Origin of the sequence: Planomicrobium soli (assembly GCF_003014655.1) — a bacterium.
In the GTDB taxonomy this organism is placed as follows: domain Bacteria; phylum Bacillota; class Bacilli; order Bacillales_A; family Planococcaceae; genus Planococcus; species Planococcus soli_B.
Map to the genome: position 1 here is coordinate 38575 of NZ_PYAT01000006.1, position 26539 is coordinate 65113.

Sequence of the window (26539 nt, forward strand, 5' to 3'; positions counted from 1 at the left end):
ATACTGATATTCCGCAAAACGGCTACGCTTTCCTGCGGGCTTGCGCCAAGCCTCCTCGTCGCTCTGCGACTGTGGGGTCTCGGCACTTCGCTTTCCCGCGGGAGTCTCCGCCGTTTTGCTGCATATCTTCTACTAGATTTTAATAATAGAAAAGGCCGGAGCATTTTGCTTCCGGCTTTTTCTTTTGGGGAAATTCACGGAATTGTTGTGTTTTCGGTTGATTAGCCCCTTTTGAATACGGTTATATATAAGTAAAGACAACGAGAGGATGAAGTGTATGGGATATTACAATGATCCACCCAGCCGGAGCAATAAACGAGGCCGGGGCAGCACTTTTTTGGCCGCGGTTGCAGGGGTTCTGGTCGGGGCGCTGATGGTGTGGCTACTGTTTACTTCAGTACCGGGGTTGGCTCCTGGGAACGATATAAATACAGCGACAGAGACGGTGGCAGGAGAAACGGAAGGCACCACGAGTTCCAATTCCGTTAATATCACCACTGACTTGACAGAAGCCGTTGAGATAGCAGCGGGTGCCGTTGTGGGAATAACCAATCTGCAAGAGTCATCAAATTTTTGGAACGGCAATCAAGGACAAACTCAGCAGCAGGAGCAGGCGGTTGGAACAGGATCGGGCGTCATTTACAAAAATGAAGGCGGCCGGGCTTTTGTTGTGACCAATCATCATGTGGTAGATGGAGCAAATGCGCTGGAAGTCACTTTGGCTGACGGTTCGAAAATTGAAGCGGAGCTTGTCGGAAGCGATATTTGGACAGACCTTGCAGTGCTGGAGATGGACGGGGCAACCGTCCAGAAAACTGTGGAATTTGGCGATTCAGATGCTTTAAAACAAGGTGAAACGGTTATTGCTATCGGCAGTCCCTTAGGCCTTGAATTTTCAGGATCGGTGACCGCAGGCGTTGTATCCGGCACTGACCGGGCTGTACCGGTCGATTTGAATGGAGACGGGCAGGAAGACTGGCAAGCAGAAGTGCTTCAGACGGACGCCGCAATCAATCCCGGAAACAGCGGCGGTGCGCTTATCAATCTAGCCGGCCAGCTGATTGGCATAAATTCGATGAAAATCGCAACAGACGCAGTTGAAGGCATCGGTTTTTCGATTCCGATCAATTCCGCAATGCCTGTTATTCAATCTCTTGAAACAAAAGGTGAAATGGTGCGGCCTGCAATGGGCGTAACGCTTGTTGACTTAGTGCAAGTACCGCAAAGAGAGCGCCAGCAGACATTGAACCTTCCTGCAGACGTGAAGACAGGTGTAGTGGTAGATACAGTCGTAGACGGCTCAGCAGCGGCAAAAGCAGGCATGGAGCGATATGACGTGATCGTTGAAATGGATGGACAGCCGGTGGGTGATATTATCGAGCTGCGCAAGCATTTATATAACGAGAAACAGATCGGTGATACGATGACCGTTACAGCTTTCCGTGATGGTGAAGAAATGACGTTTGAATTGGAGCTTGTTGATAACTCAGAAATTTAATTTTGGAAAAGCTTAAAAGTTATTGCTTTTAAGCTTTTTTATTTCGCTTCAGGCGGACGCTTTCCGCGGGCACGGCTTCAGCCGCTTCCTTCACTTCGTTCAGTCCAGGGTCTTCATCTCGCGCTGTCCCGCTGGAAGCGTAATGGGCGAAAGGAATTCGCCCATTACGTTTGCGACAAAGCTAGCGAAGCGATGCAGGAGCAGTCGGTTTTCCGCCGCCTATATTCTCATCAATCATGTTGAAATAAACCCTAAAAGCCCGTGAAGAAAAAAAAGCAATGCTTTTTCTTCACGGGCTTTAAAAATAACACATACTAAACAGTCTCTTATTTTATTGGCAGGAAAAAAACGGTTTGTCTCGAACTAGTTAAGCGTTGTTAATTTTAAGAGGAGGGAAAAGATGTATAGAACATTGGAAGATTTCTTGACGCATTGGAAGCAGGAAGCGGCAATGACAGAGCAAGTATTCGATATGTTGACGGATGAATCGTTGAATCAGCAAATTACCTCGGAAAACCGGACTTTGGGGCGCCTTGGCTGGCATTTGACAACGACAATCGGAGAAATGATGAGCCATACCGGTTTGGAATTCGAAGCCACCCCAGAAGATTTGCCCGTTCCGAATTCTGCAAAAGAAATTGCAGATGCTTATCGCATGTCGAGCAAAGCAATGGTTCAAGCGTTGCAAGAGCAATGGACGGACGATACGCTGCAGGAAGAGCGGAATATGTACGGGGAAAACTGGACGATCACCCAAGTCCTGACTACGTTGGTGATGCACCAAACCCACCATCGGGCACAGATGACAGTGCTTATGCGCCAAGCTGGATTGAAAGTTCCTGGACTTTACGGCCCGGCAATGGAAGATTGGGCAGCCATGGGAGCGCCGGTTCCGAAAGTCTAAAAAGAGGGATCCGAAAAAATTTTTTCGGGTCCTTTTTTATTTTTTTTCTGTAAAAAGTCTAAAATGTTATTTTAAAATGAAAATAGATTTTTATCCAACAGGTATGGATTGTTCGGGAAATAGAAAAATGATGTGTGGATAACTTTATTTCAGTTGTCGAGTTATCCTTTATCCACAAGCTGTAAAAACCTTTTCTTTCCGCCACTCTTTTCTTCTGTTAGAATGAGTTGTGGATAAAAGGGGAAGAAATGTGTATAACCTTGTGGAATATTCGGAATTCGAAAGGAGAAGGGAAAATGATAATAAATTGCTGCAAAACCCATGTGGAATACGCTTTAGACGTGTTCGTGGCGAAAACGGAAAGCTATCCTATTCTTACAGAATTGTCAGACGAAAAAAAGTTATCCACAAAGTGTGATTACTGTGAAGAGGCTGCGACGTATCTTGTGGCGAACGCATGAGCGGGCACAACATGTAGAAAAAGCTGTGGATATGTTGATAACATTTGTGGGTAACTTGTTTGTAAAAAGAATGTAAAGGGGGGATAAGTTGTGAATATCTCAATTATCAGTGTTGGGAAGCTAAAAGAGAAATACTTAAAATCAGGAATCGAAGAATACACAAAACGGCTTGGAAGTTATGCAAAAGTGAACGAAGTGGAAGTGGCGGACGAAAAAGCGCCGGAACAATTAAGCGAAGCCGATATGGAAATCGTCAAAAAGAAAGAAGGCGAGCGGATTTTAGCAAAAATCCCCCAGGACGCTTACGTTGTCGCCCTTGCCATTGATGGCAAGATGAAAACATCCGAAGGGCTGGCAAAAGATATGGAATCCCTTATGACCTATGGCCGCAGCAAAGTGGTCTTCGTCATCGGTGGATCGCTTGGCCTCCACGATGAGGTGTTGAAGAGGGCGGATGAGAAATTGTCATTCTCTAAGATGACGTTTCCTCACCAGTTGATGAAGCTGATTTTGGTGGAGCAGATTTATCGGGCTTTTCGGATCATGAAGGGCGAACCATATCATAAGTAAATGAGTTCAGTTATTGAAACCTACCCAAAAGAAACAGGGTTTGTGTCGTTTGGATTTTATAAATATTGGTCTAAATTCCGTTATTTTAGTCGAATACATCTATGGTAAGGCCACTGCGCTTATTAGGATAACCCAATTAATGAAGCAATTGGACCGATTTACTTTTTTTTTCAAAAATTTATAATGATAAAAGATGGATTTTAGTTGGTAGTTTCTCTTAAGGCGTTTTTATCTATCGGAAAAGAGAAAGCTTGAAGTATAGAAGACGGGACGGGAATTGAATGAAAAAAATTGGATTTGATACGGAGAAATATTTGCAAGAACAATCTGCCTACATCTTAGAACGGGTGCAGCAGTATGATAAACTTTACTTGGAATTTGGCGGAAAATTGATTGGCGACAAACATGCCAAGCGTGTCTTGCCTGGATTTGATGAAGATGCCAAAATCAAACTATTGCATACGCTGAAAGAAAATGCGGAAATCATCATTTGTGTGTACGCGGGAGACATCGAACGGAACAAAGTCCGTGAAGATTACGGCATCACTTATGATCAAGATGTCTTGCGCTTAATCGATGAATATCGGGCATATGGCATTTCTGTCAACAGTGTCTTGATCACTCGTTACCAAGGACAACCAACAGCCAAAGTATTTATGACAAAGCTTGAGAGAAGCGGAATCAGCGTTTGTATCCACCGCGAAATCGAAGGTTACCCCACAAACGTGGACGCGGTCCTTGGGGAAGAGGGATTTGCGACGAATCCCTATATTAAAACCACAAAGCCAATCGTGGTAGTAACGGCACCTGGCCCAAACAGCGGAAAGCTTGCCACCTGCCTTAACCAAATGTACCATGAGAATAAACTGGGGAATAAAGTCGGCTATGCCAAGTTTGAGACTTTTCCGGTTTGGAACTTGCCGTTAAAGCACCCGGTAAACATCGCTTATGAAGCGGCTACCGTCGATTTGAAAGACGTAAATATGATTGACAATTATCACTATGAAGCATATGGGAAAGTAGCGATCAATTACAATCGCGATATTGAGACGTTTCCTGTCATCAAACGGATTATTGAAAGGATTACTGGCAAAGAGTCTGTTTACAGCTCACCGACTGATATGGGTGTCAATCGTCTGAAATCGGGCATCACCGACGATATGGTCGTGAAGGAAGCTGCCAAGCAGGAAATCATTCGGCGCAGTTTCGTCGTAGAGAACGACTATAAAAAAGGGCTTGCTGATGAAGATAGTGTACGCCACATGCAAGTAATTCTGGAAGAGACTGATTTAAAGAAAGAGGATCGGGCACCTGTATTGCCAGCCCGTAATTATGCGAAAGCAATCCAAGAGCAAATTGGCAGCACGAATTTACAAGCTGTAATTGCGTTAGAACTGCCAAATGGTGAGATGACCACTGGTCGAACGACAACTTTGATGGATGCTTCGGCAGCCGCGATTCTGAATGCTTTGAAGAAATTGACCAATATTTCCGATGAAATTAATTTGTTGTCGCCGATGATTCTGCAGACGATTCAACGGTTGAAAACCGATGATATGAACAGCCGAGTCCCGACGTTAAGCGCCAATGAAGTGCTGATTGCACTGGCAATCAGTGCAGTCACCAACCCTACTTCTGAGCTGGCTTATAAGCAACTGCCAAATTTAAAAGATACACAAGCGCATTCTACGGTCATATTGAATAGGGAAAACGAACAGACCTTCAAGAAGCTTGGAATCGACATCACCAATGATCCGGTATATCCAACTGAAAACCTGTATTACAATTAGGTTTTGAGAAACGCCTGCCTTTTTCTTCTTACATAGACGCCTAAGGCAGATGTTTTTTCGTTTATAGAGTTTACTAAAAAAGTGTAGTCTTCTTCTAATGAGAAGACTACACTTTTTTGGGTTGATGGATTAACTGCCGGAACGTCTGTGTAGACATGGATCTTTTGGAGAATATCGAAGATGCTTTTGAAAGAATATACAAAAATGGTTTTACTCCATCTAACAGAAAAATAATACCGCCTATAAAGTAGCCGCAGTGAACCAACCGTATCATAAATAAAAAAGAGTCAGGATCGTAATCCTGACTCTTCAATATGAAAATGGAATATAGATATTTGCTATTGAGCTTGTTGCTTATTAAATGCATTTACGCCGGCTTCTGCAACTTGAACATCATGAGGCACTGAACTTCCACTGACTCCTATTGCTCCCACTACTTTTCCCTCAACGACAAGGGGAATCCCTCCGCCAAAAACGACAAGGCGCCCATTATTGGTCGTATTTAATCCGAAAAGTTCAGCAGCAGGAACAGTTGCATCTGCCAGGGCGGATGTGGGCATTTTCAAAGCTACGGATGTCCATGCTTTATTTTGGGCAATATCAATACTCGCAAGCCAGGCATCATCCATCCGATGAATGGCTATCAGATTTCCGCCATCATCTACAACAGTAATAACCATGGCAACACCGATATTTTTTGCTTCTTCTTCCGCACCTGCAGTAATTTCTTTTGCTACATCTAAAGTGATCTTATACATAAGAAAGGACCTCCTTTTTTAATGAGCACATCGAAAAATATACTGCTTATTTAAAAACTCCATGGGGATCAATGACAAACTTCTTGGAAGCTCCTTGGTCAAACTCAGCATAAGCTCCAGGTGCCTGATCCAACGAAATCACTGTGGCATTTACCGCTTTAGCGATTTGTGCTTTTCCGCTTAAAATCGACATCATTAAGTCGCGATGATACCTCATAACTGGTGTTTGGCCCGTTACAAAAGTATGTGCTTTTGCCCAACCAAGCCCTAAGCGCACTTTTAAGGTTCCGATTTTCGCATCTTCATCAACAGCGCCTGGATCACCCGTTACATAGAGTCCCGGTATGCCAAGACGGCCGCCTGCGCGAGTAACTTGCATAATGGAGTTCAACACAATAGCGGGTGCTTCACCGGCGCCTTCGCCATGTCCACTAGCTTCAAAGCCAACGCAGTCAATAGCGCAATCAACTTCTGGCACACCTAAGATTTGAGCAATTTGCTCTCCGAGATCCGGATGTTCCCTTAGGTTTACGGTTTCACAGCCGAAGCTTCTAGCTTGTGCAAGGCGTTCGCCATTTAAATCACCCACAATTACAACAGACGCTCCTAGAAGCTGGGCGGAGTGGGCAGCGGCTAAACCTACAGGGCCGGCTCCCGCAACATAGACGGTAGATCCTGGTCTGACACCAGCACTTACAGCACCATGATAACCCGTTGGAAAAATATCAGAAAGCATCGTTAAATCGAGTATTTTTTCCATCGCCTGATCTTTATCCGGGAACTTCAGCAACTGGAAATCTGCGTAAGGGACCATTACATATTCCGATTGCCCGCCAACCCATCCGCCCATGTCTACATAGCCATAAGCAGATCCGGGACGATCCGGATTTACATTCTCGCAAATATGGGTATCACGCTCTTTACAACTGCGGCAGCGGCCGCAAGCAATATTAAATGGTACAGAGACGAGGTCTCCTTTTTTGATAAATTCAACATCGCGGCCCACTTCAATAACTTCGCCTGTAATTTCATGGCCAAGGACAAGCCCTGAAGGAGCTGTGGTGCGTCCACGCACCATATGTTGATCACTTCCGCAAATATTTGTTACAACGACTTTCACAATTACTCCGTGTTCACATTTACGTCCTACATTTAAACGGTTTACCCCAGGGCCGTCTCTAATAATTAATTCAGGATAACTAATATCTTCGACTGTTACAGTCCCTGCACCTCTGTATACAACTGCTCTGTTTCCTGCCATTCCTATCATCTCCTATCCTGTTTTCTCAAATACAAGATCTGATTCTTATGTCCATCTTGCTTTAAAGATGGACATCGATACAACTATAGGGACAATATAAATATTTATTATATTCTATATATTCTAAAATATAATTCTTTTCATTGGAAGAAGGCACTTTTTTGTGAGAAGGTTACCAAAAGGATACTTTTAAGCACCACAAGGAAAGGGGAAGTCTAATGGATGACTTACGAACAGAAATAAAAAGGAAAATTAAAAGTGGCGAGTTTAATTGCGAAAAAGAATTGACCTTATCCCTTATTAGCGGAAAGTGGAAAATCATTATTATTTACCATTTAGCAACAGAGGGTACTTTACGATTTAGTGATATTAATCGATTGCTTCCAAAAATTACTCATAAGGTATTAACCACTCAAATTAGGGAGTTAGAAGAGGATGGGATTGTCCATCGAAAAGTGTTCCCCGAAGTTCCGCCGAGAGTAGAATATTCTTTAACAAATTTAGGGGAAAGTCTAATGCCGATCGTTCTGATGATGTACGAATGGGGAAAGGAAAATATAAAACATTATCCTATTATAAAAAATAGATGAAAAGTTCTTTATGAATGGCTCTATCTAGGGACACAAAGACACAGTAAAACTGTCCTTGTGTCCTTATTTCTAATGCCGACTTTGTTCTACTCGCAATGCGCAAGCAAAAGCAGCCACCTAAAAATAAAACAAATTCAAAAAATAATACAAGTCCTCTGTAAGTAATAGTAATAAGAAATCAAAAAAAGTACAAATACACCCAAATATTTTCCTAACCCATTATTTTTGCCAATGGTAAGCTAACATTAAAGCGGTTAGAAAGCGCTTACATCAGAGAGTTTCCATATTTTACACTCCAGAAAGAAGATAACATCACTCTACCTCTTGTTTATAAAAACACTTATTCATAATTTCACGAAAGGCTGTGATAGCTTAAGCTGCGGAACCTATCAAAAAATTGGATAATGGAGGTTTTTTATGAAAAGATCAGTAGCGCTTATCATGATTGTTGTAATGCTATTTGGAATGGTGGGAACGAATTCAGTGTTTGCTCAAGGTAAAGGTAGCCAAAATGGGAACGCGAACGGAAAAAACAAACAGCAAATCGAACTAAAGCACAGCTCTTATCAAGCTGTTCTGCCGGCTGGTTATAATGCTAATAAAAAAAGGGCCTACCCGGTTATTTATGTGATGCCTGAAAATGGAACAACGAAAATCAACCAAGATGCTGTTAAGATGGCGGAAAAATTGATGAAGACGGATGACTCGTTGGAAGCGATTTTAATACTTACTGCCTTTGATGAAAAAGCGGAACTTGTTTCTGAAATGAAGAAAGTTGTAGCTGATGTAGATGCTCGGTATAAGACCATTCCTGCATCTGATGCGAGAGCCGTTTTCGGTATTGGAACTGGGGGCTATATGGCGTATATCCTCGGATTACATACTTTAGGGGAAGACGGGGTTCCGAAAATAACGAAGACTCCTGATTTATTCGGGGCTATAGCTAGCGTAAGAGGAAATTTTGTTGGAGAAGACAATATTTGGTATAAAGGTTATGGCAGTGTTCATAGTGTTTTGAATGGATTTACTGCTGGTGATCTTGCCAAATTTTACACGTATTTAGATGCACCGACGGAGGATTCGTGGACATCTATGAGTGGATCGACCGGTGATCTTGGGAGACTATTTATTGGGAAAAATCAAATGTTCCCTTATAGTGTCCATGAGTTTACTGCCAGACATGGTAGTTTTGATGATGCTTTTTTAACCGAATCTATGAATCGTACTATGGATAGATTAAGTGACTTTTTTACGGCGAAACTACTTACGGGCAGTTCATTTTCATTAAGCCCTCAGGCTTTGCCATCTGAGGCAGCGTCAGTCACGTTGTCGTATGATATTACGGTTAAAGATTCGTTACAGCAGTTTTCCAAAGAAAAAGAGACGATTTGGTTCAATGTCACGATGACGGATCCGGATTCAAATGAGATTTTATACAGTGAAAAAGTAAAACAAACCGTTACCAACAAGGGAAATTTTAAAGGGGAGTTACAGCTTCCGAATCGAGTCAATGATGTAAACACAAATGTAGAACTGACAGTTACGATTCTTGGAAAAGAGATTAGTTTAGGGACGCGTCCTATTGTAAGAATAATAGATACAGGATCAGAACCTGAGAATCAGCTTGTGGATTTAATGGGAGATTGGAAGTTTAATGCATATAAACCTTATAACAGTATAAATCCTCACACGCTTGACAACATTAGTAACGTAACTGAGGACGTGTGGACTTCTTGGGCAACGGTTCAGCCAGCACTTGGTTGGTGGAATGAAAGTTTCGCTCCATCACTTGAAGGCAATGCGAACTGGACAGGTTATGCATGGTATGTCCGCAACTTTGATTTACCTGAAAAGTTTGCAACGGAAGGACTTCTTCTAGCGCTTGGGAAGTTTGATGAAGCAGATGTTGTATATATCAACGGGAAAAAAGTAGGGGCAACTGGTATTAGAGAGGATGGCACATACGATGGTTCAAATCCTTGGGATGTAGACCGTCTTTATGACCTTGATTCTTCCCTCCTGAATTATGGAGGAACGAATACAATCGCTGTTCGGATGGCCAATTCAAGCGGAGGCGGTGGCTGGTACGCGGGGCCAGTCGGTATTTATTCGCCTGCAGCCTACAATAAGGTGAAAGGGCTTCCGTATGTTATGGCACCGACAGAGGTTCAAGATCTTGTAGCAGAAACGGTTGCCGAACAGAAGGCTTATTTAGAAGCCTTAGACATAAAGGGGTTTGCTTCAACGGTGGACCCTAAATATTTCCAGAATGGATATGATAAAGCAAGACTTGTTAACGAAATGTCAGAGTCCATCAAAGGGGCTTCCTCCGTTTCTGTAGAGGATAGTGTCGTCTCCGTTTTCGTCTCTGACGATAAGTACATGTACCAAGCCGATCGCAAAATGACGGTGGACGGGAAAGTCACAGAAACTCAGGTTCAGTATTATTTCATCATTGAAGATGGAAAAGCTGTGATGTATGGAGATCATGAGCGATTTTTTACAGATACATTCTCTTCAAGAAAAGCGGCTTCGGCAAGTAGGATGCCTGGCATGAAAGATGTCAATTATCGTGTATACCTTCCACCGGGCTATTTTGAAGGAGAAGAACGATATCCAGTTGTGTATTTGCTTCACCAATTTAATAGTACAAGTAAATCGTATGAAATTGATGGCGTTCACACACAGATGGATGAAGGAATCGCTTCTGGAGAATTGGATGACATGATCCTCGTGATACCTGACAGTTCAGCGACAAGTTTTTGGCGAGGAGACTGGGAAGATATGGTCACGGATGAGCTGATTCCATTGATTGATACGAAGTATCGTACGATCGATGATGCGAGATACCGTGCTACAGCTGGAGCATCAATGGGAGGAGTCGGAGCATATAGTGTCGGCTTACAAAATCCGGACTACTTTACAGGAGTGGTTAGTTTCTTCGGGGCATTTGCTTACGGACAGGCGGGTAACCCTGTAACGATTGCGAATAACGTTTCAGCAGAGTATCTCAAGTATTTCTCCCATTATTTTAATAGTGGGAATAGAGATGTCTATGGGTTTGGAAGAGAAGCGATTCAACTGGATCAAATTTTACGGTCCAAGGGTGTAGACCATTATTACTTTATTGAAAATGGCGAACATGACTCAGCGTTCTACATTCCATTCTTCAAACAAGCAATGGCTTATACAAGCCGTCGTATGTTTGATACAAACGGTGCTATCGCGCAAGCAGTTTCAGGATCTGTTGAAGCAGCGACTGGGGAAGATGGTATCACTATTACAGGTACTGTCCAATTGGACGAAGAAATTGCTTCTTACATGAATACCATTCCAGCAAGTAAATATACAGTGAACCAAAATCCAGACTTAGTCGTTCCAGTTACGGTCTATATCGAACAGAATGGAAAACGAGTTGCAGCTCAAACGGAATTCTATTCTGTGACTGGTGCAGGTAATCTAGACATTAGTGTAGAGATCGTTTCTGCTGATTTAGATTTGGAGCAACCTTACAGTGTGAAAGTAATAGCAAGTGTTTTAGATACGAATGTGGAATTAGATAACTTTTGATTCTGATAATTGAAGTGATCAAACGATTGGACCGAAAGACAGTGGATGAAATTAAAGTGTTCTAGTCTTAATGTCTTGTCTAAAATGTATTAGAAACTGAAAAAATCATGCAGAAAAAACTCTGCATGATTTTTCTCATTCTATAATTGCGCCAGTTGGGAACGGATAAATTCCACTTCTTCGTCCGCGATTTCGTGCCCGTGATCAAATAGCTTGAATGTAGTTTGCGGAAAATGCTCAGCCAGTGTTTTGGACAATTTTAAGGATTCACCAGGAATGGAAATTACATCGCGTGCGCCGGCTGTCAAAAGGAGTATTGTATCTGAAGTTCCGGAAAAATGATACGTTAAATTGGATGGATGCATTAGGACGACAGCGTCTGCAAGGTTCGGCTCTTTCTCCAGGAGTGCCAGCAAGAAATTGGCTCCGTTTGAATAGCCGAGCATGATGACTTTGCCTTCAGGTTTTTGCTGTGCCCAGACTTTTAAAAACGACGCAACATGTTCATCAAGGTCTGCGCGATCGAGTTGACCGTTTTGAAGCGGTGCAAAAAAGCGGCGTTCTTTTCCTGTGCCAACCCCGCCAATATAGGCGCGGATATTCGCAGTCGGGTCGATGTCACCTACTACCTGCAGCAGGGAATACTCGTTTCCGCCTGTACCATGGAAAACAACAAAAGATGTATTGGATTTTGCGTCTATGTTAAACTGTTCCATAATTCATTCTCCAATCCCAATAAAGGTGGTGCTCTATGACAAGCCCGATTATTCACCATGTGTCAGTCATCAACCGCGATCGTTATGTGACCTTTGATTTTTATCATAAGCTACTCGGTTTGGAATTTCTATTAAAAACTGTGAACCAGGATGAAGTGGAGATGATCCATTTATTCTTTGGCGACCAAACGGGCCGTCCAGGAACCGAATTCAGCGTATTTGAAATGCCAAGCGCTCCGCAAAAACAATTTGGTACAAATAGTCTGGAACGCACGATTTTTGCGGTGCCGTCCGAAGCATCGCTTCAATTTTGGCGAGCCCGCTTCGAAGCCCACGATATATTCAATTGCGGAATTGAATATTATCAAGGCAGACAGTACTTGCATTTTGAAGACCGCGACGGCATCCAACTGGCGTTGACGCCTTTAAGAAAAGGCGAGGCCTCCGAGCATGCGCCCCATGAGTCGGCTGATATTCCACTGGAGCATGCCATTTTGGGCATTGATTCTTTCCAGTGTCGAGTCCGCTACGCAGAAGCTTCTGCGCGCGCTTTTATGAAAATGCATGGTCTCCGAAAAATAGAGACCTATGAGCATAATCATCACGAAGTGACGGTATTAGGGGGAGAGGATGCCTTGTTTGGGCAGCAGCTTCACTTAATCGAAGACCGTATACGCGATATTGAAAAGCAAGGAGCGGGTTCAGTCCAGCATATTGCGCTGAGTGCCAAAGATCGTACCTATTTGGATAAAGTGGAGAAAATGATTTTGGATATCAACTTCAGGTATTCCGGCATAAAACAACGTGATTTCTTTGAATCGCTGTATTACCGCGAGCCGAATAATCTATTAATTGAGGTAGCAACAGAACAGACGAACTTTGTAAAACCAACCGGAGCAACGGAAGATTATGAAGCCATTCCATTGTTTCTGCCAGATTTTTTAGAAGGCCGCCGCAGCTATATCGAAAACCAAATTAAGCGTTAGAAAAGTATTTAGCTTCTGTATTTCGAAGCATTCCTTTCTCTATCTCAAAACTTGTTATAATAAAAGAGCGCCAAAAGCTGAACGAAAGCTTTGGATGCTCTTTTTTTGTGCAGCATAAGGATTTTACTAGCCAGGGAGTTGGAAATAGAGATGAATAAGAAAGATATAGCAGATATACGCAAACGATTTAAGCTGGATACCGATTTATTAAAAATCGCTGATATTTATAATGTTTACATTAAAGGGGAAACTACTGAAATCTTCCATGAGGAGAGCCGATCTTTTTCCTTGCTGGACCGGGAGCAGCAAGAGCTGTTTCTTGCCAACTTCAAAAAGGTATTGGGAGGGAAATTGGCTGAGAAGCTGTTTGAAGTGAAGTTTCAGCGCCAAGAAGAAGGACAGGCGGACCATACACAGCGGCTTTTATACGAGGGGCTTGAGGCAGAGGATGCGGATGAATGGAAAGAGAATATGCAGCGGATCGCCTTGAAGATGATTGAAGACAGACAGTATGAAAAGGACATGGTGGTCACATTTATTCGCGGGACTTATTTCAAGACAACGAAACGTGCTCCCGATGAAACGGAAATCGACATGCGGGATGAAGTGTATTCAACGCCGTTCATCCTCGGCAGCATCAATCAAACCGAACTGCCGAAAAGTTCGCTGGTATTTGATTTTGTCGAGCGGGAATTCAAGTCAAACGTGTTGGCCGATCCTGTTATCAAGCTTGCTTCGCCAATCGGCGGCTTCCTGTTCCCAAGCTTTACGGACAATGCTGCAGACGTCAATCACATCATTTACGCAGCAAGCAAGGTGAACAACCCGGATTTCCAGTTTATCGAAAATGTGTTGAACGGCGAGGAAATCATGACTGCCGAGGATGATAAAGCGGTATTTGAAGAAATCGTCAAAGCAGTAATCGGAGAAGAAGTAAATTCGAGAACTCTTGCCGGTGTATATGATGAAATCAATCATATGCTGAAGGTGGAAGCGGAAGAAGAGGACGAAGAAACGCCAACTTTGGATACGGTAGAAGTGACGCGTGTCTTGAAGGCGAGCGGCGTGAAAGACGTTAGCACAGAAAAAGTGGAACGGGCTTTTCATCAAGTGGTAGAAGACAAAAACTACGAAATGAAAGCAAGCCATGTTATTCCAAGCTATGCATCCAAATCAATCAAAATCAGCACAAAAGTAGCGGATATCAAAATCAGTCCCCAAGACTTACGATACGTCAAAGAAGTCAATTACAATGGCAAACGCTGCTTGTTGATCGAAGTGGAAGAAGATACGATTATCGAAGGATTCAAGCTGAGTCCGGAAGAGTTAGTGGAATAAAAATCTTATCAAAAAACAAAAATGCAAAGCCCTATTCAGGTGCTTTGCATTTTTTAGTGCTATTAAAATTAAAGCCATCCACGCACCTATAATTACTCACAGCCCAAATCGGTTGAGAGCGAAAATGGAAATGTCCAGCTCACTCCGTCCTTCCGTAGCCATCTGGCTTAACATTTCTCCCATCACGCTTCCGAATTTAAAGCCATGTCCTGAAAAGCCGCAGGCAAATATGACGTGTTTATTTTCAGGATGGAAATCGACGATAAAATCGTGGTCCTCTGAGATGGTATATAAACAAGTTTTCCCTTGAAGCAGTTCTCCATTAGCACCAGGAATATAGGTTTCGAGCAGGTGCCTCAAATCGCCTTCATCCGTATCATACAGGCCGAAATTTTGTGTATGCAGGTCCGGATCAATGGGCTGTCCGCCATTGGATTTTCCGATTTTCAGGCCCGTTCCATCCAAGTTCGGGAAACCATACGCCTTGTCTTCATTGTCTTCTATAAAAAAGGAAGGAAAGTTAACGGCATTATAGAGATCGGAAGGCGCTTCAAACCAACCGACAGCTTTACGGGTCGGCTGGATCGGAAGTTTCAAATCCGGCAACAGTTTTGCTGCCCAAGCCCCGGCTGTAACAATCACTTTTTTTGCGTAATAGGTCGTCTTGCCAGTCGCTATTTTCACGCCTTGCTCGTCATTCACATCAATGCGCTGAACAGGTGTATTCGTTTCCAAGGTTGCGCCATGTTTTAAAGCCAACTCTTTATAAGCACGAATGGCATTTTCGCTATAAATCAATCCTGAACCCGCTTCAAAGCAGCCAATGTAATGATCCGGCACAGAAAATCCAGGCCATCTTTCTTTAACTTCCTGACCATTCAAAATCTCTAAGGGAAGATTATGCTTTTCGGCAGACGCCATTGTTTCCTGAAGAAAAAGGGAATCTTTCGGGCCGAGGCCAAGAACCCCGGTTTTTTCGAAAATCTTAAAGTCCGTCTGCTTTTCAAGTTCTTCCCACAATTGCTGGGCACGCTTTACCAGCGTAACGTACTGTCTGCCTTCGCCGTATGCATGACGGATCAAACGGGTATCCCCATGATGGCTTCCGTTCGTATGTGGCGGATCAAAAGCATCGATCAATAATGTTTTTACTTGTTGTTGCGCTAAAAAAGCACCGGCAGCCATACCCATCGTACCGGCGCCGATGATTGCTACATCAAAAACACTTTCTTTTGTCATTTTCAGTTCGCTCCGCTCTTTATTGAAATTGGGCTAAGGTAAAGTGAATGCTCATTAACCCTCGTCTCCGGCCATCTTTTAAAAATAATTCGAACAGTCTACCTTCGGCCTTGAAGAAAAGCATCGGAAGTATTATTAGATAGTATGGAAGATTTGCATTATTGTCAATTGTTCTTACGCATATGTACGGAAGGAGAAAAAGCGGTGATCGTTCCACGATATCGACCGCTGGATCGTAGATAGGAAGTTAAAATTGGTTCAGCTAAACTTTAGTTTTTCATGAAAATGACTTAGATAAACTTGAAATAAGAGAAAAATGTATTTGACAGAAGCGGCAATGTGAAATACTATCTTAAATATGTAAAAAATTAAATAACTTATCAAGAGAGACTGAGGGACAGGCCCGATGACGTCCAGCAACCATCATTTTTATGAGAGGTGCTAATTCCTGCAGAGTGTTCAACTCTGAGAGATAAGATCTAGATTAAAACCTATTTCCTCTCGGAATAGGTTTTTTTGTTTATAAGGAAGATTGCATTGGTTTTGTGTCACAAATAGGCAAGGAAGGAGAAATACCAGAGCCAAAAAGATGGCATGGAAGATTTCTGAAAATCGATCTCTCTAAATAATCAGTTCAAACAGCGCAAAGCTTTTCTTTTGTACAAGTTTGCATAGAACTGGCTTGCGACTCTATCTATAGAAAAGGAGTTTTAAAATGAGAAAAAAATATTATTTTGCTGTATCTCTGTTGGTATTGTTAGCTTTAGGTGCGGTATTAAGCGGATGTTCTTCGAAGGAAGCGACAGGTGCGACTACTGGTGACCAAGTGATTTTGGTAGGGACACAAAATGATTATCCTCCATTTGCTTTTGCAGACGAGAATAACGAATTGACTGGATATGATATTGAAGTGGTAAAAGCAATCGATGAGAAATTGGATGGCTATAAATTCGAATTCGTCGCTGTTCCTTGGGACAGTATGTTCCTTGCGCTGGAGTCAAACAAAATTCAGGCTATAGCCGATCAAGTGGCGAAAACCCCGGAACGGCAGGAAAAGTACTTGTTCACTGATGAATCTTATTTTGCTGCTCAAACAGTAATTGCTGTAAAGACAGGAAGAAAAGATATCCAAACGATTGAAGATTTAGAAGGCAAGAAGGTTGGAGCCCTGGCAGGAGATTCTTACACATTGCTATTGGAGGAATACAACAAGAAGGCCGCTCAGCCGATTGATTTGAAATACAGCGAAAGCGGAAATCCTTCAGAAATTTTGCAAGACGTACAAAATGGCCGTTTGGATGCCTATGTAAATGATCCGATCATGATCAATGCCGTCTTGGAGAAGAATAATTTAGACGTAGAAGTTGTGGGACAGCCTTTAGTTAATGATGATATGGGAATTGTATTAAGAACTGAGGAAAAGGGCGAAGAATTGAAAGCGTTGATCGATCCTATTCTAAAAGAACTGAAGCAAGACGGTACGTTAGCGGAACTGTCAAAAAAATGGACCGGTGGAGAATATATCCCTGAATAGGTTTGTGGAAGGAAAGAGAACATGGAAAATTTACTAGATGTTAATTTTTTAATAGAAAGCTTTCCTGCTATCGTCTCACGGCTGCCCATCACAATCGGGATAGCTGTGGGTTCGTTGATTTTGAGTTTGTTTATCGGGGTGGTTACCGCTCTCATTAAAATATACAGGGTTCCAGTATTAAGAGTGATTACGTCTATATATGTATCGTTTATCAGGGGAACTCCTTTGTTGGTGCAAATCTATCTTGTGTTTTACGGAATACCGAAGATTATTTACTATCTGCAGACCCAATACGGATGGCTTCAATCTGCAGATGTTAATAGTATTCCCCCAGAGGTATACGCGCTATTGGCATTTTCTGTTAATTTAGGTGCTTACCTTTCTGAAACGATCAGATCTGCCATTGAATCGGTTGATCGCGGACAATTTGAAGCTGCTAAATCCATAGGCATGACGCCTACCCAGATGATGCTAAAAATTATTTTCCCACAGGCTTTGGCAGTCGCGATACCGAACCTTGGGAACATGTTCATCAGCACCATCAAAGACACTTCTCTTGTCTTCATTATTGGCGTCATAGATATCATGGGCCAAGCGAAAATTCTCGGTTCCCGTGGACTGGCATTTTTTGAAGTGTATATTGCGGTATCGATTGTTTACTGGATTCTTTGTATCGGAGTAGAACGATTGCTGGTAACAATAGAGAAGCGGGCTCGCAGATACGAGAGAGGGATTGTTTCATGATTAAACTTGAAAATATCCATAAGTATTACGATAAACAACATGTATTAAAGGGAATCAACCTGACCGTCGACAAAGGAGAGGTTGTTTCGATTTTAGGGCCAAGCGGTTCAGGCAAATCAACCTTGTTGCGTTGCATCAATTTCTTGGAACAGCCTACCAGCGGAACAGTTGAAATCAGCGATAAAAGAGTGGATGCTGAATCGGCAAGCAAGGCAGACATCATTTCTTTAAGAAGTTCGACAGGAATGGTCTTTCAACAATACAATTTATTCAAGAATTTTACGGTGCTGCAAAATGTCATGGTCGGGTTGACCAGCGTAAAGCGAATCAATAAGGTTGAAGCCCAAAAGAAGAGCATGGAAATTCTTGAAAGAGTGGGATTGACGAATCGGTTAAGCCATTATCCAGCACAGTTATCGGGCGGGCAGCAACAAAGAGTGGGTATAGCCCGGGCACTTGCACTTAATCCGGAAGTCTTGCTGTTTGATGAACCAACATCTTCTTTGGATCCGGAGCTGGTTGATGAAGTTTTAGCAACGATAAAAAAGGTAGCAACTGAAGGAAATACAATGCTTATTGTTACACACGAACTGAATTTTGCGCGCGAAATCTCTGATCGCATTATTTTCATGGAAGACGGTGTGATTATCGAAGAGGGAACTGCCGAACAGATTTTCAATCATCCTAAAGCAGAAAGAACGAAGCAATTTATAAGTAGAGCAATCAGAAACAACTAAAAGCCGGTAAGGCGAATTTGGACATAGGAAGGATGTTTGGAATGAACCCTATAGAACAGATATTGAATGACTTTCCTATCCTCATTCTAGATGGCGCAATGGCTACAGAGCTTGAGAATTATGGATGCAATCTAAACGATCGTTTATGGTCAGCAAAAATAGTTATGGAGAATCCAGAACTAGTAAAGAAAGTGCACCTGGATTATTTTGAAGCAGGGGCAGATTGTGCGATTACAGCAAGCTACCAAGCCACTATTGAAGGGTATAAAGCTAGAGGATTGACTGAGGAGGAGGCAATCGGCTTGATCAAGAAGTCTGTTCAAATTTCAGCGGATGCGCGCGACGAATTTTGGACAGAGTGGAGCGATAAGTCTGCCAGGCCAAAACCGTTAGTTGCGGCTTCTGTCGGTCCATATGGCGCTTTTCTTTCAGACGGATCTGAATACCGTGGTAATTATTCGTTGACCGAAGATGAATTGGTTGTCTTTCATAAAGACCGGATCAGAGTGTTGGTGGAAGCAGGAGCAGATATTTTAGCGTGTGAGACCATCCCTTGTCTGATAGAAGCTAAAGCGATCCTGAAGGTGCTCAAGGAATTTCCAGGGGTCTACGCTTGGTTCAGTTTTAGCGCAAAGGACGGCCATAACATCAGCGATGGAGAACGGATCTCCGATTGCGCCAAATGGCTGGATAAAGAAGAGCAAGTAGCTGCAATCGGTATTAATTGTTCAGCGCCGCACTTTATAGAATCATTGATCGAAGAGGTGAAAAGCGAATCTTCCAAACCGATCATTGTTTATCCGAATTCAGGTGAAGAATACGATGCGGTAAGCAAAACATGGAGTGAAGAACCTTTAAAAAATCCTTTTTCTGCTAGTGCACAGCGCTGGCATGAAGCTGGTGCCCAAATAATTGGAGGTTGCTGCAGAACGACTCCTGAGGATATTGCAGCCATTACTGCATGGGTACGTAAATAGATTGTTGAATAAGCGGGTACAGAAGGGCCAGGCCTCCATGGGGAGCGCCTGGCCCCTTTTTGTCTCAGACGCTCTAGACGAGTCCATGTGAGCCTTCTCATAGGCACTTCAAACAACTCTTGCACTTCTCAGTCAGACAGTTAGAATATTATTCAAAAGGAAATTCGATTTTACATAATTAGTAAGGGGATAAGTTAATGAATGAAATTATTCAACAGAAGCTAATGGAGATAGAAAAGAAACACGAGGTGAAAATTTTATATGCGGTGGAATCTGGCAGCCGGGCATGGGGCTTTCCTTCAAAAGACAGCGACTGGGATGTTCGGTTTATTTATATTCATCCTCCGGAATGGTATCTTTCGATCGACCCCCAAGGAATCGGGGCGAAGCGGGACGTAATAGAAGAGCCGATCAATGATTTATTGGACATCAGCGGCTGGGAGATTACAAAAGCACTGCGCCTTTTCAGAAAAAACAATCCGCCTTTATTGGAATGGTTAAGAAGCGAAATTGTCTATTATCAAAAATATGCATTTGTCGAGAATATGCGATCCCTTGAGTCCGAGGTGTTTTACCCAAATTCAATGCTTTACCATTATTTGAACATGGCGAAAAATAATTACCGGGAATATCTTCGTGGTTCTGAAGTGAAAATTAAAAAGTACTTTTACGTGCTTCGGCCGATATTGGCATGTAAGTGGATTGAAAAATACAATGAGACGCCGCCTATCGGTTTCCATGAACTGCTGGAAGATATAGTTACCGAAAGCGAATTGAAAAATGAGGTGAACCAGCTGTTGAGACGAAAGCTGGCTGGGGATGAATTTGATATGGAACCTCGTATAGATGTTATAAATAATTTTGTGGAACATGAAATGGATCGTCTCGAAGAATATGCCAAATCACTGAACGTTACAGTGAAAGATCCTACGGATAGTTTGGATGGATTGTTCAGGGACACGCTGCAGGAAGTTTATTAGATCTTTTAAAAAACCATAATACTAATCGGAGGTGCTGCATGGAATTATGGGATTTATATGACATAAACCGCAACAAAACCGACCAGACTTGGATTCGCGGAGAAGTGCTTCAGCCTGGTGATTACCATATGGTTGTCCATGTGTGCATTTTCAATTCGAATGGGGAGATGCTCATTCAACAAAGGCAGCCTTTTAAAGAAGGCTGGCCAAACATGTGGGATTTGACCGTAGGAGGAAGCGCAATCGCTGGAAATACCAGCCAGGCTGCTGCACAGAGGGAATTGTATGAAGAGCTTGGGCTGGAGCTGGATTTTCAATCTATCCGCCCTCACCTAACGATAAACTTTGAAAGAGGCTTCGATGATATTTATTTAATCGAAAAGAATGTGCCGTTACATACTCTTACGTTACAGCCGGAAGAAGTACAAAGCGTGAAATGGGCAAGCAAGGAAGAAATTTTGGCTATGATTCGAAATGGAGAATTTATTTCGTATTATGAAAGCCTCATTCAATTGTTATTTGACAACCGAAAGCAGCGTGGCGCTATTCAAGAACTGTAGGGCGAGAAAATAAGATAAGAAAGAATCGGCAAGGCCACAAACAAAGAGCCAGAAGCTGTTAATTGTTGTGCTCTTTTCATGTGACCTTGCTATTTCTATTTTCGCTTTTTTCGAAAACTCAATTCTTCGATCATAATCTAAATTTAAAATAGCCTCGATTAGAAACTTTAAGGCGCGGTCAACCGTAAGTAAAGGTAGATATTCTCAATAGATTATAAAAGTAACATCCTTTTGGGAATAAGCCACATCAGAGGAGGCAGAGTATGAAACAGCTGTACATCAAACAAAAAGTCTTTAGTCTAAGCGGAAAGTTTACGGTAAAAGATCAGCAGGAGAACGATGTGTATTATGTAGAAGGCAGTTTTCTGCAAATCCCAAAAACATTCACCATTATGGATGCAACAAGAGGTGAAATCGCGCTCATTACGAAAAAGGTGTTTAGTTTGTTGCCGAAGTTCTTTGTTGAGGTGAATGGCCAAGAGGTGTTAAAAATCGAGAAGGAGTTTTCTATTTTCAAGGCACGTTATAAGATCGATGCGGCAGGAATCGAGGTGCTTGGAAATTGGTGGGACATGGATTTTCAAATATTGCAGCACGGCGAAGTTGTGGGGCAAGTGAGCAAGAAATGGTTTACGTGGGGAGACAGTTACCAGGTCCAGATCATGGATAAGGAAATGGAAGCCATAATCGTTGCGCTTGTTGTTGCCATTGATTGTGTAAAAGCCGACGAAGCTGCTGCAGCTGGAAGCTAAGCCGCAACGATGCACGGTATATTTTCTGGAGCAAAAGAACATATCAAAAAGCAGGGAGCTCTTTTGTGAGCTCCCTGCTTAAGTTTATAGAATAAAACACACATCAGCTATTTCTGAAGCAGAAGCAGCTGTTTGAAATTGTTTCCTTGATTCAAGCGTGACCTCCAACCGGGTTGGCCTGGTTGGTTTTGCACAACTTTATTCCTCAATAATCAACCAAGCGGCCATTGTCATTCCACTGGCCGTACATTTTATTTGCCTTTGTGTTTTCAATAAACTTCTCCAATCGTTTATTGAAAAGTTCAGGTTCATCTTTATAACTTTGTATGGTGTCGATTCGGACCCTTCTGTACAATTCAGGAAAGCGGAGGAAGTTTTGATATACTTGATCGTCTTCTTTCAGGCGAGTTTCAATTTTTTTATCGATAACAAAAGATTTGGCTCGCATATCAGGGAGAACTTTCAACCCTTCTTCTTTCATCAGCCCCAATTTCTCCAACCTTCTTACTCGTTCTTTATTCAGTTCTGTCCAATTGCTATTTTTTTGTCTTGGAGAAAGCCGTTGGGCGGTTTCCATGTCGGATATTTTCTTCTTTGTGCCGTCAATCCACCCGAAACACAATGCTTCTTCAACTGCATCTAAATATCGAATGGTTTCTGGTTGTTCAGCCATACTGATGATCACCCAGCAACATTTTTCTGCAGTGGCATTTTTCTCGAGCCATTCTCTCAATTCCGTTCTGGTCTTAGCCGCAAGTAAATTTTCAATCTTCATGCAGAACAGCTCCTTCATAAAAATTTTCCTTTATAGGATAACTGTTTAATAGAATAGAGTAGAAATACTGAACTTCTCAAATGGAAAGTCTATTTCATTTACTTCCTTTGTATTCAAATGAGTGGATATGGGTCTTTGATAGATTAATTACTTCTTGTATAAACACTTCCTGCGATTCTTTAAAGCCGGTTTTAATCCAATTCTGAATAAGCCCATAGAAGCCATAGGCTGTATAAAGCTTGAAATAATCCATATTCACCGGGATGTCATTAATCGTTTCAAATACAAATTGTTCCTTATAGATTTTTAAGATGGCTTGAGGGAATCTGGTATGTAGTTCTGGCAACGTATCAGTGTAATTAATAAGCTCAAAAAAATTGCGGTACTTGTATATGTAGGAAACAATACTAAGCGATGGGGCATGCAGATTTACCGTATATATTTTTTGTCCGGGTACATATGGTTTTCCTACGGAATCTTCCAGCCCTTCGAGCATGGAATCGAGTAAATCTTCAGCTAAGTCTATCTTATCCCGGTAATGGATATAAAACGTACTGCGATTATAAGAGGCATGACTGACAATATCTTTAATTGTAACAGCGTGATAACCCTTCTCTTTGATCAGTTCAATCAATGCGAGCTTCAGATGTTCTTCTGTCCGATTTCGTTGTTTAGAAGATCCGATTTGTTCGTCATTCATAAAAAAACCTCCTTTGAAATAGACAGATTGACTCCTAATGTCTATCGCGTAGACACTTCCTGAAATCTTGATGATTGTAAAATACGAACAAAAAAGTAAAGTTGAATTGAGAGCAATTTAGTACAATTTTACTTTAGTATATCCATCTAAGATAAGTATAATCGTGCTATTTAAAATGATATAGGGGGAATCTTATTATGGGAAAATTACAAGATAAAGTAGCTGTAATCACAGGCGGGGCCTCTGGTATCGGTGCAGCGACAGCGCGTCTATTCATTTCAGAAGGAGCTAAAGTGGTTCTTGTCGATCTGAATGAAGAAAAAGGAAAAGCGTTCGAAGAAGAATTGAAAGCGCTTAATGCCGAAGTGTTATTTGTTAAAGCCAATATTACCAGTGAAGAAGAGGTAATCAATGTTTTTAAGACAGCGGTTGAAACTTTTGGGAATGTAGACGTTGTCTTTAACAACGCTGGCATCGGCCGTGTTCACCCTACACATGATTTGGAGTACTCCGAATGGCGTAACACGGTTAATGTTGACCTCGATGGGGTATTCCTGGTAGCTCGTGAAGCGATCCGTGAAATGCTTAAATCAGGCGGAGGTTCTATCATTAATACTGCCTCTATGTACGGTTGGGTTGGTTCGCCTGGATCAGCGGCCTATAACGCAGCAAAAGGCGGCGTTGTTAACTTAACACGTTCACTTGCACTTGAATACGCAGAACAGAACATTCGCGTTAATGCTTTATGCCCTGGATTTATCGATACACCAATCATTCCAGAAGAAAGCAAACAGACACTAGCTGCAATGACTCCGATGAAGCGCCTTGGTAAAGCGGAAGAAATGGCAAAAGCTGTCGTTTTCATGGCCAGCGATGATTCTTCTTTCATGACTGGCAACAGCATTATCGTAGACGGCGGTTATACAGCTCAATAAGCTCTTCTTTGCAGAAGAAACGCCAAACCTTGCCATAACAAAGAGCAACATCTGTTGACGGAGGCTTACAAGAGATTTCTTATTCCTGCATTTGAATAGAAAAAAGGATCTTCAACAAGAAGATCCTTTTTTCTATTCGGCTTTACTCAACGATTTCAGTATGGAAACAAGTCTTCATATGGTTTACCATCGTATCTCCCAAGTTAGTAAATGTTGCGACGCCTCTTGCATGAATAGCGGTTTTGAATCCTTCTGCGTCAGCTCCGGCAACTGTCAGAAAGTCACAAATATCTGTACATACGCCAACTGTATGGACCTTTTCTATGCTTAGAGCTTTTAGTTTTTCAGCCAAACCGGTTTTGAAGAAGGCATTGTAGTTCGGTTTAGGAGTATAGATTAAGTTTTCATGATTTTCGTTCTTTCTGAACCACTCCTGCAATTCCCCGTACAATTCCTGTCCTGGTGTGCCTACAACGTTGTGGGGAGGCCATAAGTCAAAGTGCGGATCGTTTGGCTGGTGCGCATCCATGGCCACGACCACCACTTTCCCCTTTGCTAAAAATTGGTTAGCCGTATCAATAATATAAGGCACGATAATTTGCCCAGGCTTACCTACCGTCAGTGTTCCGTCATCCGCTACAAAATCGTTGCTCATATCTACAATCAATAAAGCCTCTTTCGCCATTCAACCCTCAGCTCCTATAAAATTTATTTTATATTTTGTCTCTCTCTATTATTGCCTCTTTCAGCTAAAAGTAACATAGATTTTAAACTGATAACGAGACAGCTACTAAAATAAATCTTTAATGTCAGAACATTCCTATTAATGCTATAGTTTTATTGAGGAGTGATAAACTTGGAACTAAAAGATGTTATACACGGACACAGATCCATACGCGAATATGAAGACCGGGAAGTAAGCCCGGAATTGCTCAATCAAATATTAGAAGCCGGAATTCGAGCTTCCTCGAGCGGCAATATGCAGACGTACTCCATTGTTGTTACTACAGATAAAGAACTGAAGAAAAAATTATACAGCGCACATATGGAACAATCAATGGTAGTGGATGCGCCTGTGCTTATAACATTTTGCGCCGACTTTAACCGTATGAGAAAATGGCTTTCGCTCAATGATGCACCTGTCCATTTCGATAACTTCATGAGCTTAATGATCGGCACTATTGACGCTGCGTTAGCCTCACAAAATTGCGCGCTGGCAGCGGAAGATGCGGGACTTGGCATTTGTTACATGGGATCAACGCTTGCGAACTGCGACCAGATCGGCGAACTTCTGAACTTGCCAGAAAACGTCGTGCCGGTTGTCGGTTTTTCATTGGGCTATCCTGCAGAAAACCCTGCCCCGCGGGACCGTTTGCCTCAGCAAGGCATCGTGCATTACAACCAGTATCAGGATTATTCAGAAGAAGAAATTTTGGAAATCTACAAAGAACGAAATGAAAAGGGCTGGAACCGCTATATGGACGTTCCGCAGCTAAAGCAAATGACAGAGGAGCTGGGATTGAAAAACCTTGCTCAAATCTATACGATTGCCAAGTATACAAAGGAATCCCATATCGAATTCTCCCAAACGGTGCTGAACTACTTGGAGAAGCAGAATTTTATGAATAATAACTAATGGTTTCATCAGCCAGTAATAGATGTGAAAAGCCGATTTTCAGCGTGTATCTGTGTACTAAAAAACGCTTCATGAAATGGAAGTGAGCGGAAATGAAGAGATTGCTTGGCTTGTTGGCCGTTTCAATGCTTTTTTTGACAGCTTGCGGAAACTACAAGGGAACGGTGATTGAAAAAACAGATACAAGTTTTATATTGGAAGTAACTTCGGATAATTCAGAAACGGAAACACCTGTACACGAAGAAATTCATCTTATTGATCCTACTAAATTCAGAGGATCGGCAAGTTCATTTGAGGAATTGAAAGAAGGCGATCGAGTCACTGTAGTGCCTGCCAAACTTTAGAAAGACTTTCCATATATCCTTGCTTCAGAAGTAATTGTTGAGTAGAAACACCAAGCGCTTTAGCCTTGGTGTTTTTGTTCGGCTTAAAATCTGCTCTATCCTATTGTCTGCCTCTATCGATCTTCTTTTCTGTTTGAAACTCCCTCTGACTCATCAAACAAAAAACAAAACTCTTACGAAAAGC

General features: G+C 42.2%; 26 protein-coding genes and 1 riboswitch. Of the genes, 19 read left to right on the forward strand and 7 right to left on the reverse strand.

All coding sequences use genetic code 11. From position 1 onward, the window contains the following. Positions 1-277 precede the first annotated feature (277 nt). The 5 genes from B0H99_RS09100 to B0H99_RS09120 all read left to right on the forward strand — a co-directional run bounded on the left by B0H99_RS09100 (position 278) and on the right by B0H99_RS09120 (position 5223). Positions 278-1498: a S1C family serine protease gene (locus tag B0H99_RS09100; RefSeq protein WP_106533353.1), complete on the forward strand. Its 1221-nt coding sequence runs from the start codon at positions 278-280 to the stop codon at positions 1496-1498. Positions 1499-1898: 400 nt separating this feature from the next. Next, a complete protein-coding gene (locus B0H99_RS09105) occupies positions 1899-2402 on the forward strand; it encodes a DinB family protein (protein ID WP_106533354.1) in 504 nt (167 codons plus the stop codon). Positions 2403-2698: 296 nt separating this feature from the next. Next, positions 2699-2863 (forward strand): CxxH/CxxC protein, encoded by a 165-nt coding sequence (locus tag B0H99_RS09110; protein ID WP_181313633.1) that lies wholly within the window; start codon positions 2699-2701, stop codon positions 2861-2863. Between the two features lie 90 nt (positions 2864-2953). Next, positions 2954-3433: a 23S rRNA (pseudouridine(1915)-N(3))-methyltransferase RlmH gene (rlmH, locus tag B0H99_RS09115; RefSeq protein WP_106533355.1), complete on the forward strand. Its 480-nt coding sequence runs from the start codon at positions 2954-2956 to the stop codon at positions 3431-3433. 281 nt (positions 3434-3714) lie between these two features. Further along, complete coding sequence (locus B0H99_RS09120) at positions 3715-5223, forward strand: DUF1846 domain-containing protein (RefSeq protein ID WP_106533356.1); 1509 nt, start codon at positions 3715-3717, stop codon at positions 5221-5223. A gap of 338 nt (positions 5224-5561) precedes the next feature. On the opposite strand, the gene B0H99_RS09125 is transcribed toward B0H99_RS09120, so the two are convergent. Together B0H99_RS09125 and fdhA are read right to left on the reverse strand one after the other, a co-directional pair. Further along, the gene (locus B0H99_RS09125; RefSeq protein ID WP_106533357.1) at positions 5562-5981 is read right to left on the reverse strand and encodes a GlcG/HbpS family heme-binding protein; all 420 of its coding nucleotides are present in this window, start codon (positions 5979-5981) and stop codon (positions 5562-5564) included. Positions 5982-6027: 46 nt separating this feature from the next. Beyond that, positions 6028-7242, reverse strand: a complete 1215-nt coding sequence (gene fdhA, locus B0H99_RS09130; RefSeq protein ID WP_106533358.1) for a formaldehyde dehydrogenase, glutathione-independent — start codon at positions 7240-7242, stop codon at positions 6028-6030. Positions 7243-7460: 218 nt separating this feature from the next. Here fdhA and B0H99_RS09135 point away from each other — a divergent pair, with 218 nt between their 5' ends. Next, positions 7461-7832, forward strand: a complete 372-nt coding sequence (locus tag B0H99_RS09135) for a winged helix-turn-helix transcriptional regulator (RefSeq protein ID WP_106533359.1) — start codon at positions 7461-7463, stop codon at positions 7830-7832. A 417-nt stretch (positions 7833-8249) separates the two neighbouring features. Next, positions 8250-11402: an alpha/beta hydrolase-fold protein gene (locus tag B0H99_RS09140; protein ID WP_106533360.1), complete on the forward strand. Its 3153-nt coding sequence runs from the start codon at positions 8250-8252 to the stop codon at positions 11400-11402. 140 nt (positions 11403-11542) lie between these two features. On the opposite strand, the gene B0H99_RS09145 is transcribed toward B0H99_RS09140, so the two are convergent. Further along, positions 11543-12118 (reverse strand): alpha/beta hydrolase, encoded by a 576-nt coding sequence (locus B0H99_RS09145; RefSeq protein WP_106533361.1) that lies wholly within the window; start codon positions 12116-12118, stop codon positions 11543-11545. A 35-nt stretch (positions 12119-12153) separates the two neighbouring features. Between B0H99_RS09145 and B0H99_RS09150 the strand changes: the two genes are divergently transcribed. Both B0H99_RS09150 and B0H99_RS09155 read left to right on the forward strand, forming a co-directional pair. Further along, positions 12154-13104, forward strand: a complete 951-nt coding sequence (locus B0H99_RS09150; RefSeq protein WP_106533362.1) for a VOC family protein — start codon at positions 12154-12156, stop codon at positions 13102-13104. Between the two features lie 150 nt (positions 13105-13254). Then, positions 13255-14442: a DUF4317 domain-containing protein gene (locus B0H99_RS09155; RefSeq protein ID WP_106533363.1), complete on the forward strand. Its 1188-nt coding sequence runs from the start codon at positions 13255-13257 to the stop codon at positions 14440-14442. Between the two features lie 96 nt (positions 14443-14538). On the opposite strand, the gene solA is transcribed toward B0H99_RS09155, so the two are convergent. Next, a complete protein-coding gene (gene solA, locus B0H99_RS09160) occupies positions 14539-15681 on the reverse strand; it encodes an N-methyl-L-tryptophan oxidase (RefSeq protein WP_106533364.1) in 1143 nt (380 codons plus the stop codon). A gap of 374 nt (positions 15682-16055) precedes the next feature. After that, a riboswitch (SAM riboswitch) is annotated at positions 16056-16160 on the forward strand. Positions 16161-16396: 236 nt separating this feature from the next. Between solA and B0H99_RS09165 the strand changes: the two genes are divergently transcribed. The 7 genes from B0H99_RS09165 (at position 16397) to B0H99_RS09195 (ending at position 21965) form a co-directional block, all read left to right on the forward strand. After that, entirely contained in the window at positions 16397-17215 is an 819-nt protein-coding gene (locus B0H99_RS09165; protein WP_106533365.1) for a transporter substrate-binding domain-containing protein, read from the forward strand. Positions 17216-17236: 21 nt separating this feature from the next. Further along, positions 17237-17959, forward strand: a complete 723-nt coding sequence (locus tag B0H99_RS09170) for an amino acid ABC transporter permease (protein ID WP_106533366.1) — start codon at positions 17237-17239, stop codon at positions 17957-17959. Further along, the gene (locus B0H99_RS09175; RefSeq protein WP_106533367.1) at positions 17956-18696 is read left to right on the forward strand and encodes an amino acid ABC transporter ATP-binding protein; all 741 of its coding nucleotides are present in this window, start codon (positions 17956-17958) and stop codon (positions 18694-18696) included. Before B0H99_RS09170 ends, B0H99_RS09175 begins: the two co-directional genes overlap by 4 nt. A 41-nt stretch (positions 18697-18737) precedes the next feature. Next, positions 18738-19673 carry a homocysteine S-methyltransferase gene (gene mmuM, locus B0H99_RS09180; protein ID WP_106533368.1) on the forward strand — a complete coding sequence of 312 codons (936 nt, stop codon included), beginning with the start codon at positions 18738-18740 and terminating at the stop codon, positions 19671-19673. 197 nt (positions 19674-19870) lie between these two features. Continuing rightward, a complete protein-coding gene (locus B0H99_RS09185; RefSeq protein ID WP_106533369.1) occupies positions 19871-20653 on the forward strand; it encodes a nucleotidyltransferase domain-containing protein in 783 nt (260 codons plus the stop codon). A gap of 38 nt (positions 20654-20691) precedes the next feature. Continuing rightward, positions 20692-21213, forward strand: a complete 522-nt coding sequence (locus tag B0H99_RS09190; RefSeq protein ID WP_106533370.1) for an NUDIX hydrolase — start codon at positions 20692-20694, stop codon at positions 21211-21213. Between the two features lie 263 nt (positions 21214-21476). Further along, the gene (locus B0H99_RS09195; RefSeq protein ID WP_106533371.1) at positions 21477-21965 is read left to right on the forward strand and encodes an LURP-one-related/scramblase family protein; all 489 of its coding nucleotides are present in this window, start codon (positions 21477-21479) and stop codon (positions 21963-21965) included. A 205-nt stretch (positions 21966-22170) separates the two neighbouring features. Here the strand turns inward: B0H99_RS09195 and B0H99_RS09200 are convergent, their stop codons facing one another. Next, entirely contained in the window at positions 22171-22740 is a 570-nt protein-coding gene (locus tag B0H99_RS09200) for a YdeI/OmpD-associated family protein (protein WP_106533372.1), read from the reverse strand. 94 nt (positions 22741-22834) lie between these two features. Then, the gene (locus B0H99_RS09205) at positions 22835-23440 is read right to left on the reverse strand and encodes a TetR/AcrR family transcriptional regulator (protein WP_106533373.1); all 606 of its coding nucleotides are present in this window, start codon (positions 23438-23440) and stop codon (positions 22835-22837) included. Positions 23441-23637: 197 nt separating this feature from the next. On the opposite strand from B0H99_RS09205, the gene B0H99_RS09210 reads away from it, so the two are divergent. Continuing rightward, on the forward strand, positions 23638-24375 hold the full coding sequence (locus B0H99_RS09210) for an SDR family NAD(P)-dependent oxidoreductase (protein WP_106533374.1): 738 nt from the start codon (positions 23638-23640) through the stop codon (positions 24373-24375). Between the two features lie 142 nt (positions 24376-24517). On the opposite strand, the gene B0H99_RS09215 is transcribed toward B0H99_RS09210, so the two are convergent. After that, positions 24518-25060 (reverse strand): cysteine hydrolase family protein, encoded by a 543-nt coding sequence (locus B0H99_RS09215; protein ID WP_106533375.1) that lies wholly within the window; start codon positions 25058-25060, stop codon positions 24518-24520. Positions 25061-25222: 162 nt separating this feature from the next. On the opposite strand from B0H99_RS09215, the gene B0H99_RS09220 reads away from it, so the two are divergent. Together B0H99_RS09220 and B0H99_RS09225 are read left to right on the forward strand one after the other, a co-directional pair. Beyond that, positions 25223-26011, forward strand: a complete 789-nt coding sequence (locus tag B0H99_RS09220; RefSeq protein WP_245894474.1) for a nitroreductase family protein — start codon at positions 25223-25225, stop codon at positions 26009-26011. 92 nt (positions 26012-26103) lie between these two features. Further along, positions 26104-26355 (forward strand): hypothetical protein, encoded by a 252-nt coding sequence (locus B0H99_RS09225; RefSeq protein WP_106533377.1) that lies wholly within the window; start codon positions 26104-26106, stop codon positions 26353-26355. Positions 26356-26539 lie beyond the last annotated feature (184 nt).

Bases quoted from the DNA above. Each gene is read 5' to 3' on its own strand.
- B0H99_RS09170 (WP_106533366.1), top strand. From the start codon at position 17,237: ATGGAAAATTTACTAGATGTTAATTTTTTAATAGAAAGCTTTCCTGCT.
- B0H99_RS09135 (WP_106533359.1), top strand. From the start codon at position 7,461: ATGGATGACTTACGAACAGAAATAAAAAGGAAAATTAAAAGTGGCGAG.
- B0H99_RS09145 (WP_106533361.1), bottom strand. From the start codon at position 12,118: ATGGAACAGTTTAACATAGACGCAAAATCCAATACATCTTTTGTTGTT.
- B0H99_RS09210 (WP_106533374.1), top strand. From the start codon at position 23,638: ATGGGAAAATTACAAGATAAAGTAGCTGTAATCACAGGCGGGGCCTCT.
- B0H99_RS09110 (WP_181313633.1), top strand. From the start codon at position 2,699: ATGATAATAAATTGCTGCAAAACCCATGTGGAATACGCTTTAGACGTG.
- B0H99_RS09150 (WP_106533362.1), top strand. From the start codon at position 12,154: ATGACAAGCCCGATTATTCACCATGTGTCAGTCATCAACCGCGATCGT.
- B0H99_RS09185 (WP_106533369.1), top strand. From the start codon at position 19,871: ATGAATGAAATTATTCAACAGAAGCTAATGGAGATAGAAAAGAAACAC.
- B0H99_RS09195 (WP_106533371.1), top strand. From the start codon at position 21,477: ATGAAACAGCTGTACATCAAACAAAAAGTCTTTAGTCTAAGCGGAAAG.
- B0H99_RS09175 (WP_106533367.1), top strand. From the start codon at position 17,956: ATGATTAAACTTGAAAATATCCATAAGTATTACGATAAACAACATGTA.
- B0H99_RS09125 (WP_106533357.1), bottom strand. From the start codon at position 5,981: ATGTATAAGATCACTTTAGATGTAGCAAAAGAAATTACTGCAGGTGCG.
- B0H99_RS09225 (WP_106533377.1), top strand. From the start codon at position 26,104: ATGAAGAGATTGCTTGGCTTGTTGGCCGTTTCAATGCTTTTTTTGACA.
- B0H99_RS09100 (WP_106533353.1), top strand. From the start codon at position 278: ATGGGATATTACAATGATCCACCCAGCCGGAGCAATAAACGAGGCCGG.
- B0H99_RS09200 (WP_106533372.1), bottom strand. From the start codon at position 22,740: ATGAAGATTGAAAATTTACTTGCGGCTAAGACCAGAACGGAATTGAGA.
- B0H99_RS09205 (WP_106533373.1), bottom strand. From the start codon at position 23,440: ATGAATGACGAACAAATCGGATCTTCTAAACAACGAAATCGGACAGAA.
- B0H99_RS09140 (WP_106533360.1), top strand. From the start codon at position 8,250: ATGAAAAGATCAGTAGCGCTTATCATGATTGTTGTAATGCTATTTGGA.
- B0H99_RS09155 (WP_106533363.1), top strand. From the start codon at position 13,255: ATGAATAAGAAAGATATAGCAGATATACGCAAACGATTTAAGCTGGAT.
- B0H99_RS09120 (WP_106533356.1), top strand. From the start codon at position 3,715: ATGAAAAAAATTGGATTTGATACGGAGAAATATTTGCAAGAACAATCT.
- mmuM (WP_106533368.1), top strand. From the start codon at position 18,738: ATGAACCCTATAGAACAGATATTGAATGACTTTCCTATCCTCATTCTA.
- B0H99_RS09165 (WP_106533365.1), top strand. From the start codon at position 16,397: ATGAGAAAAAAATATTATTTTGCTGTATCTCTGTTGGTATTGTTAGCT.
- B0H99_RS09105 (WP_106533354.1), top strand. From the start codon at position 1,899: ATGTATAGAACATTGGAAGATTTCTTGACGCATTGGAAGCAGGAAGCG.
- B0H99_RS09190 (WP_106533370.1), top strand. From the start codon at position 20,692: ATGGAATTATGGGATTTATATGACATAAACCGCAACAAAACCGACCAG.
- fdhA (WP_106533358.1), bottom strand. From the start codon at position 7,242: ATGGCAGGAAACAGAGCAGTTGTATACAGAGGTGCAGGGACTGTAACA.
- B0H99_RS09215 (WP_106533375.1), bottom strand. From the start codon at position 25,060: ATGGCGAAAGAGGCTTTATTGATTGTAGATATGAGCAACGATTTTGTA.
- solA (WP_106533364.1), bottom strand. From the start codon at position 15,681: ATGACAAAAGAAAGTGTTTTTGATGTAGCAATCATCGGCGCCGGTACG.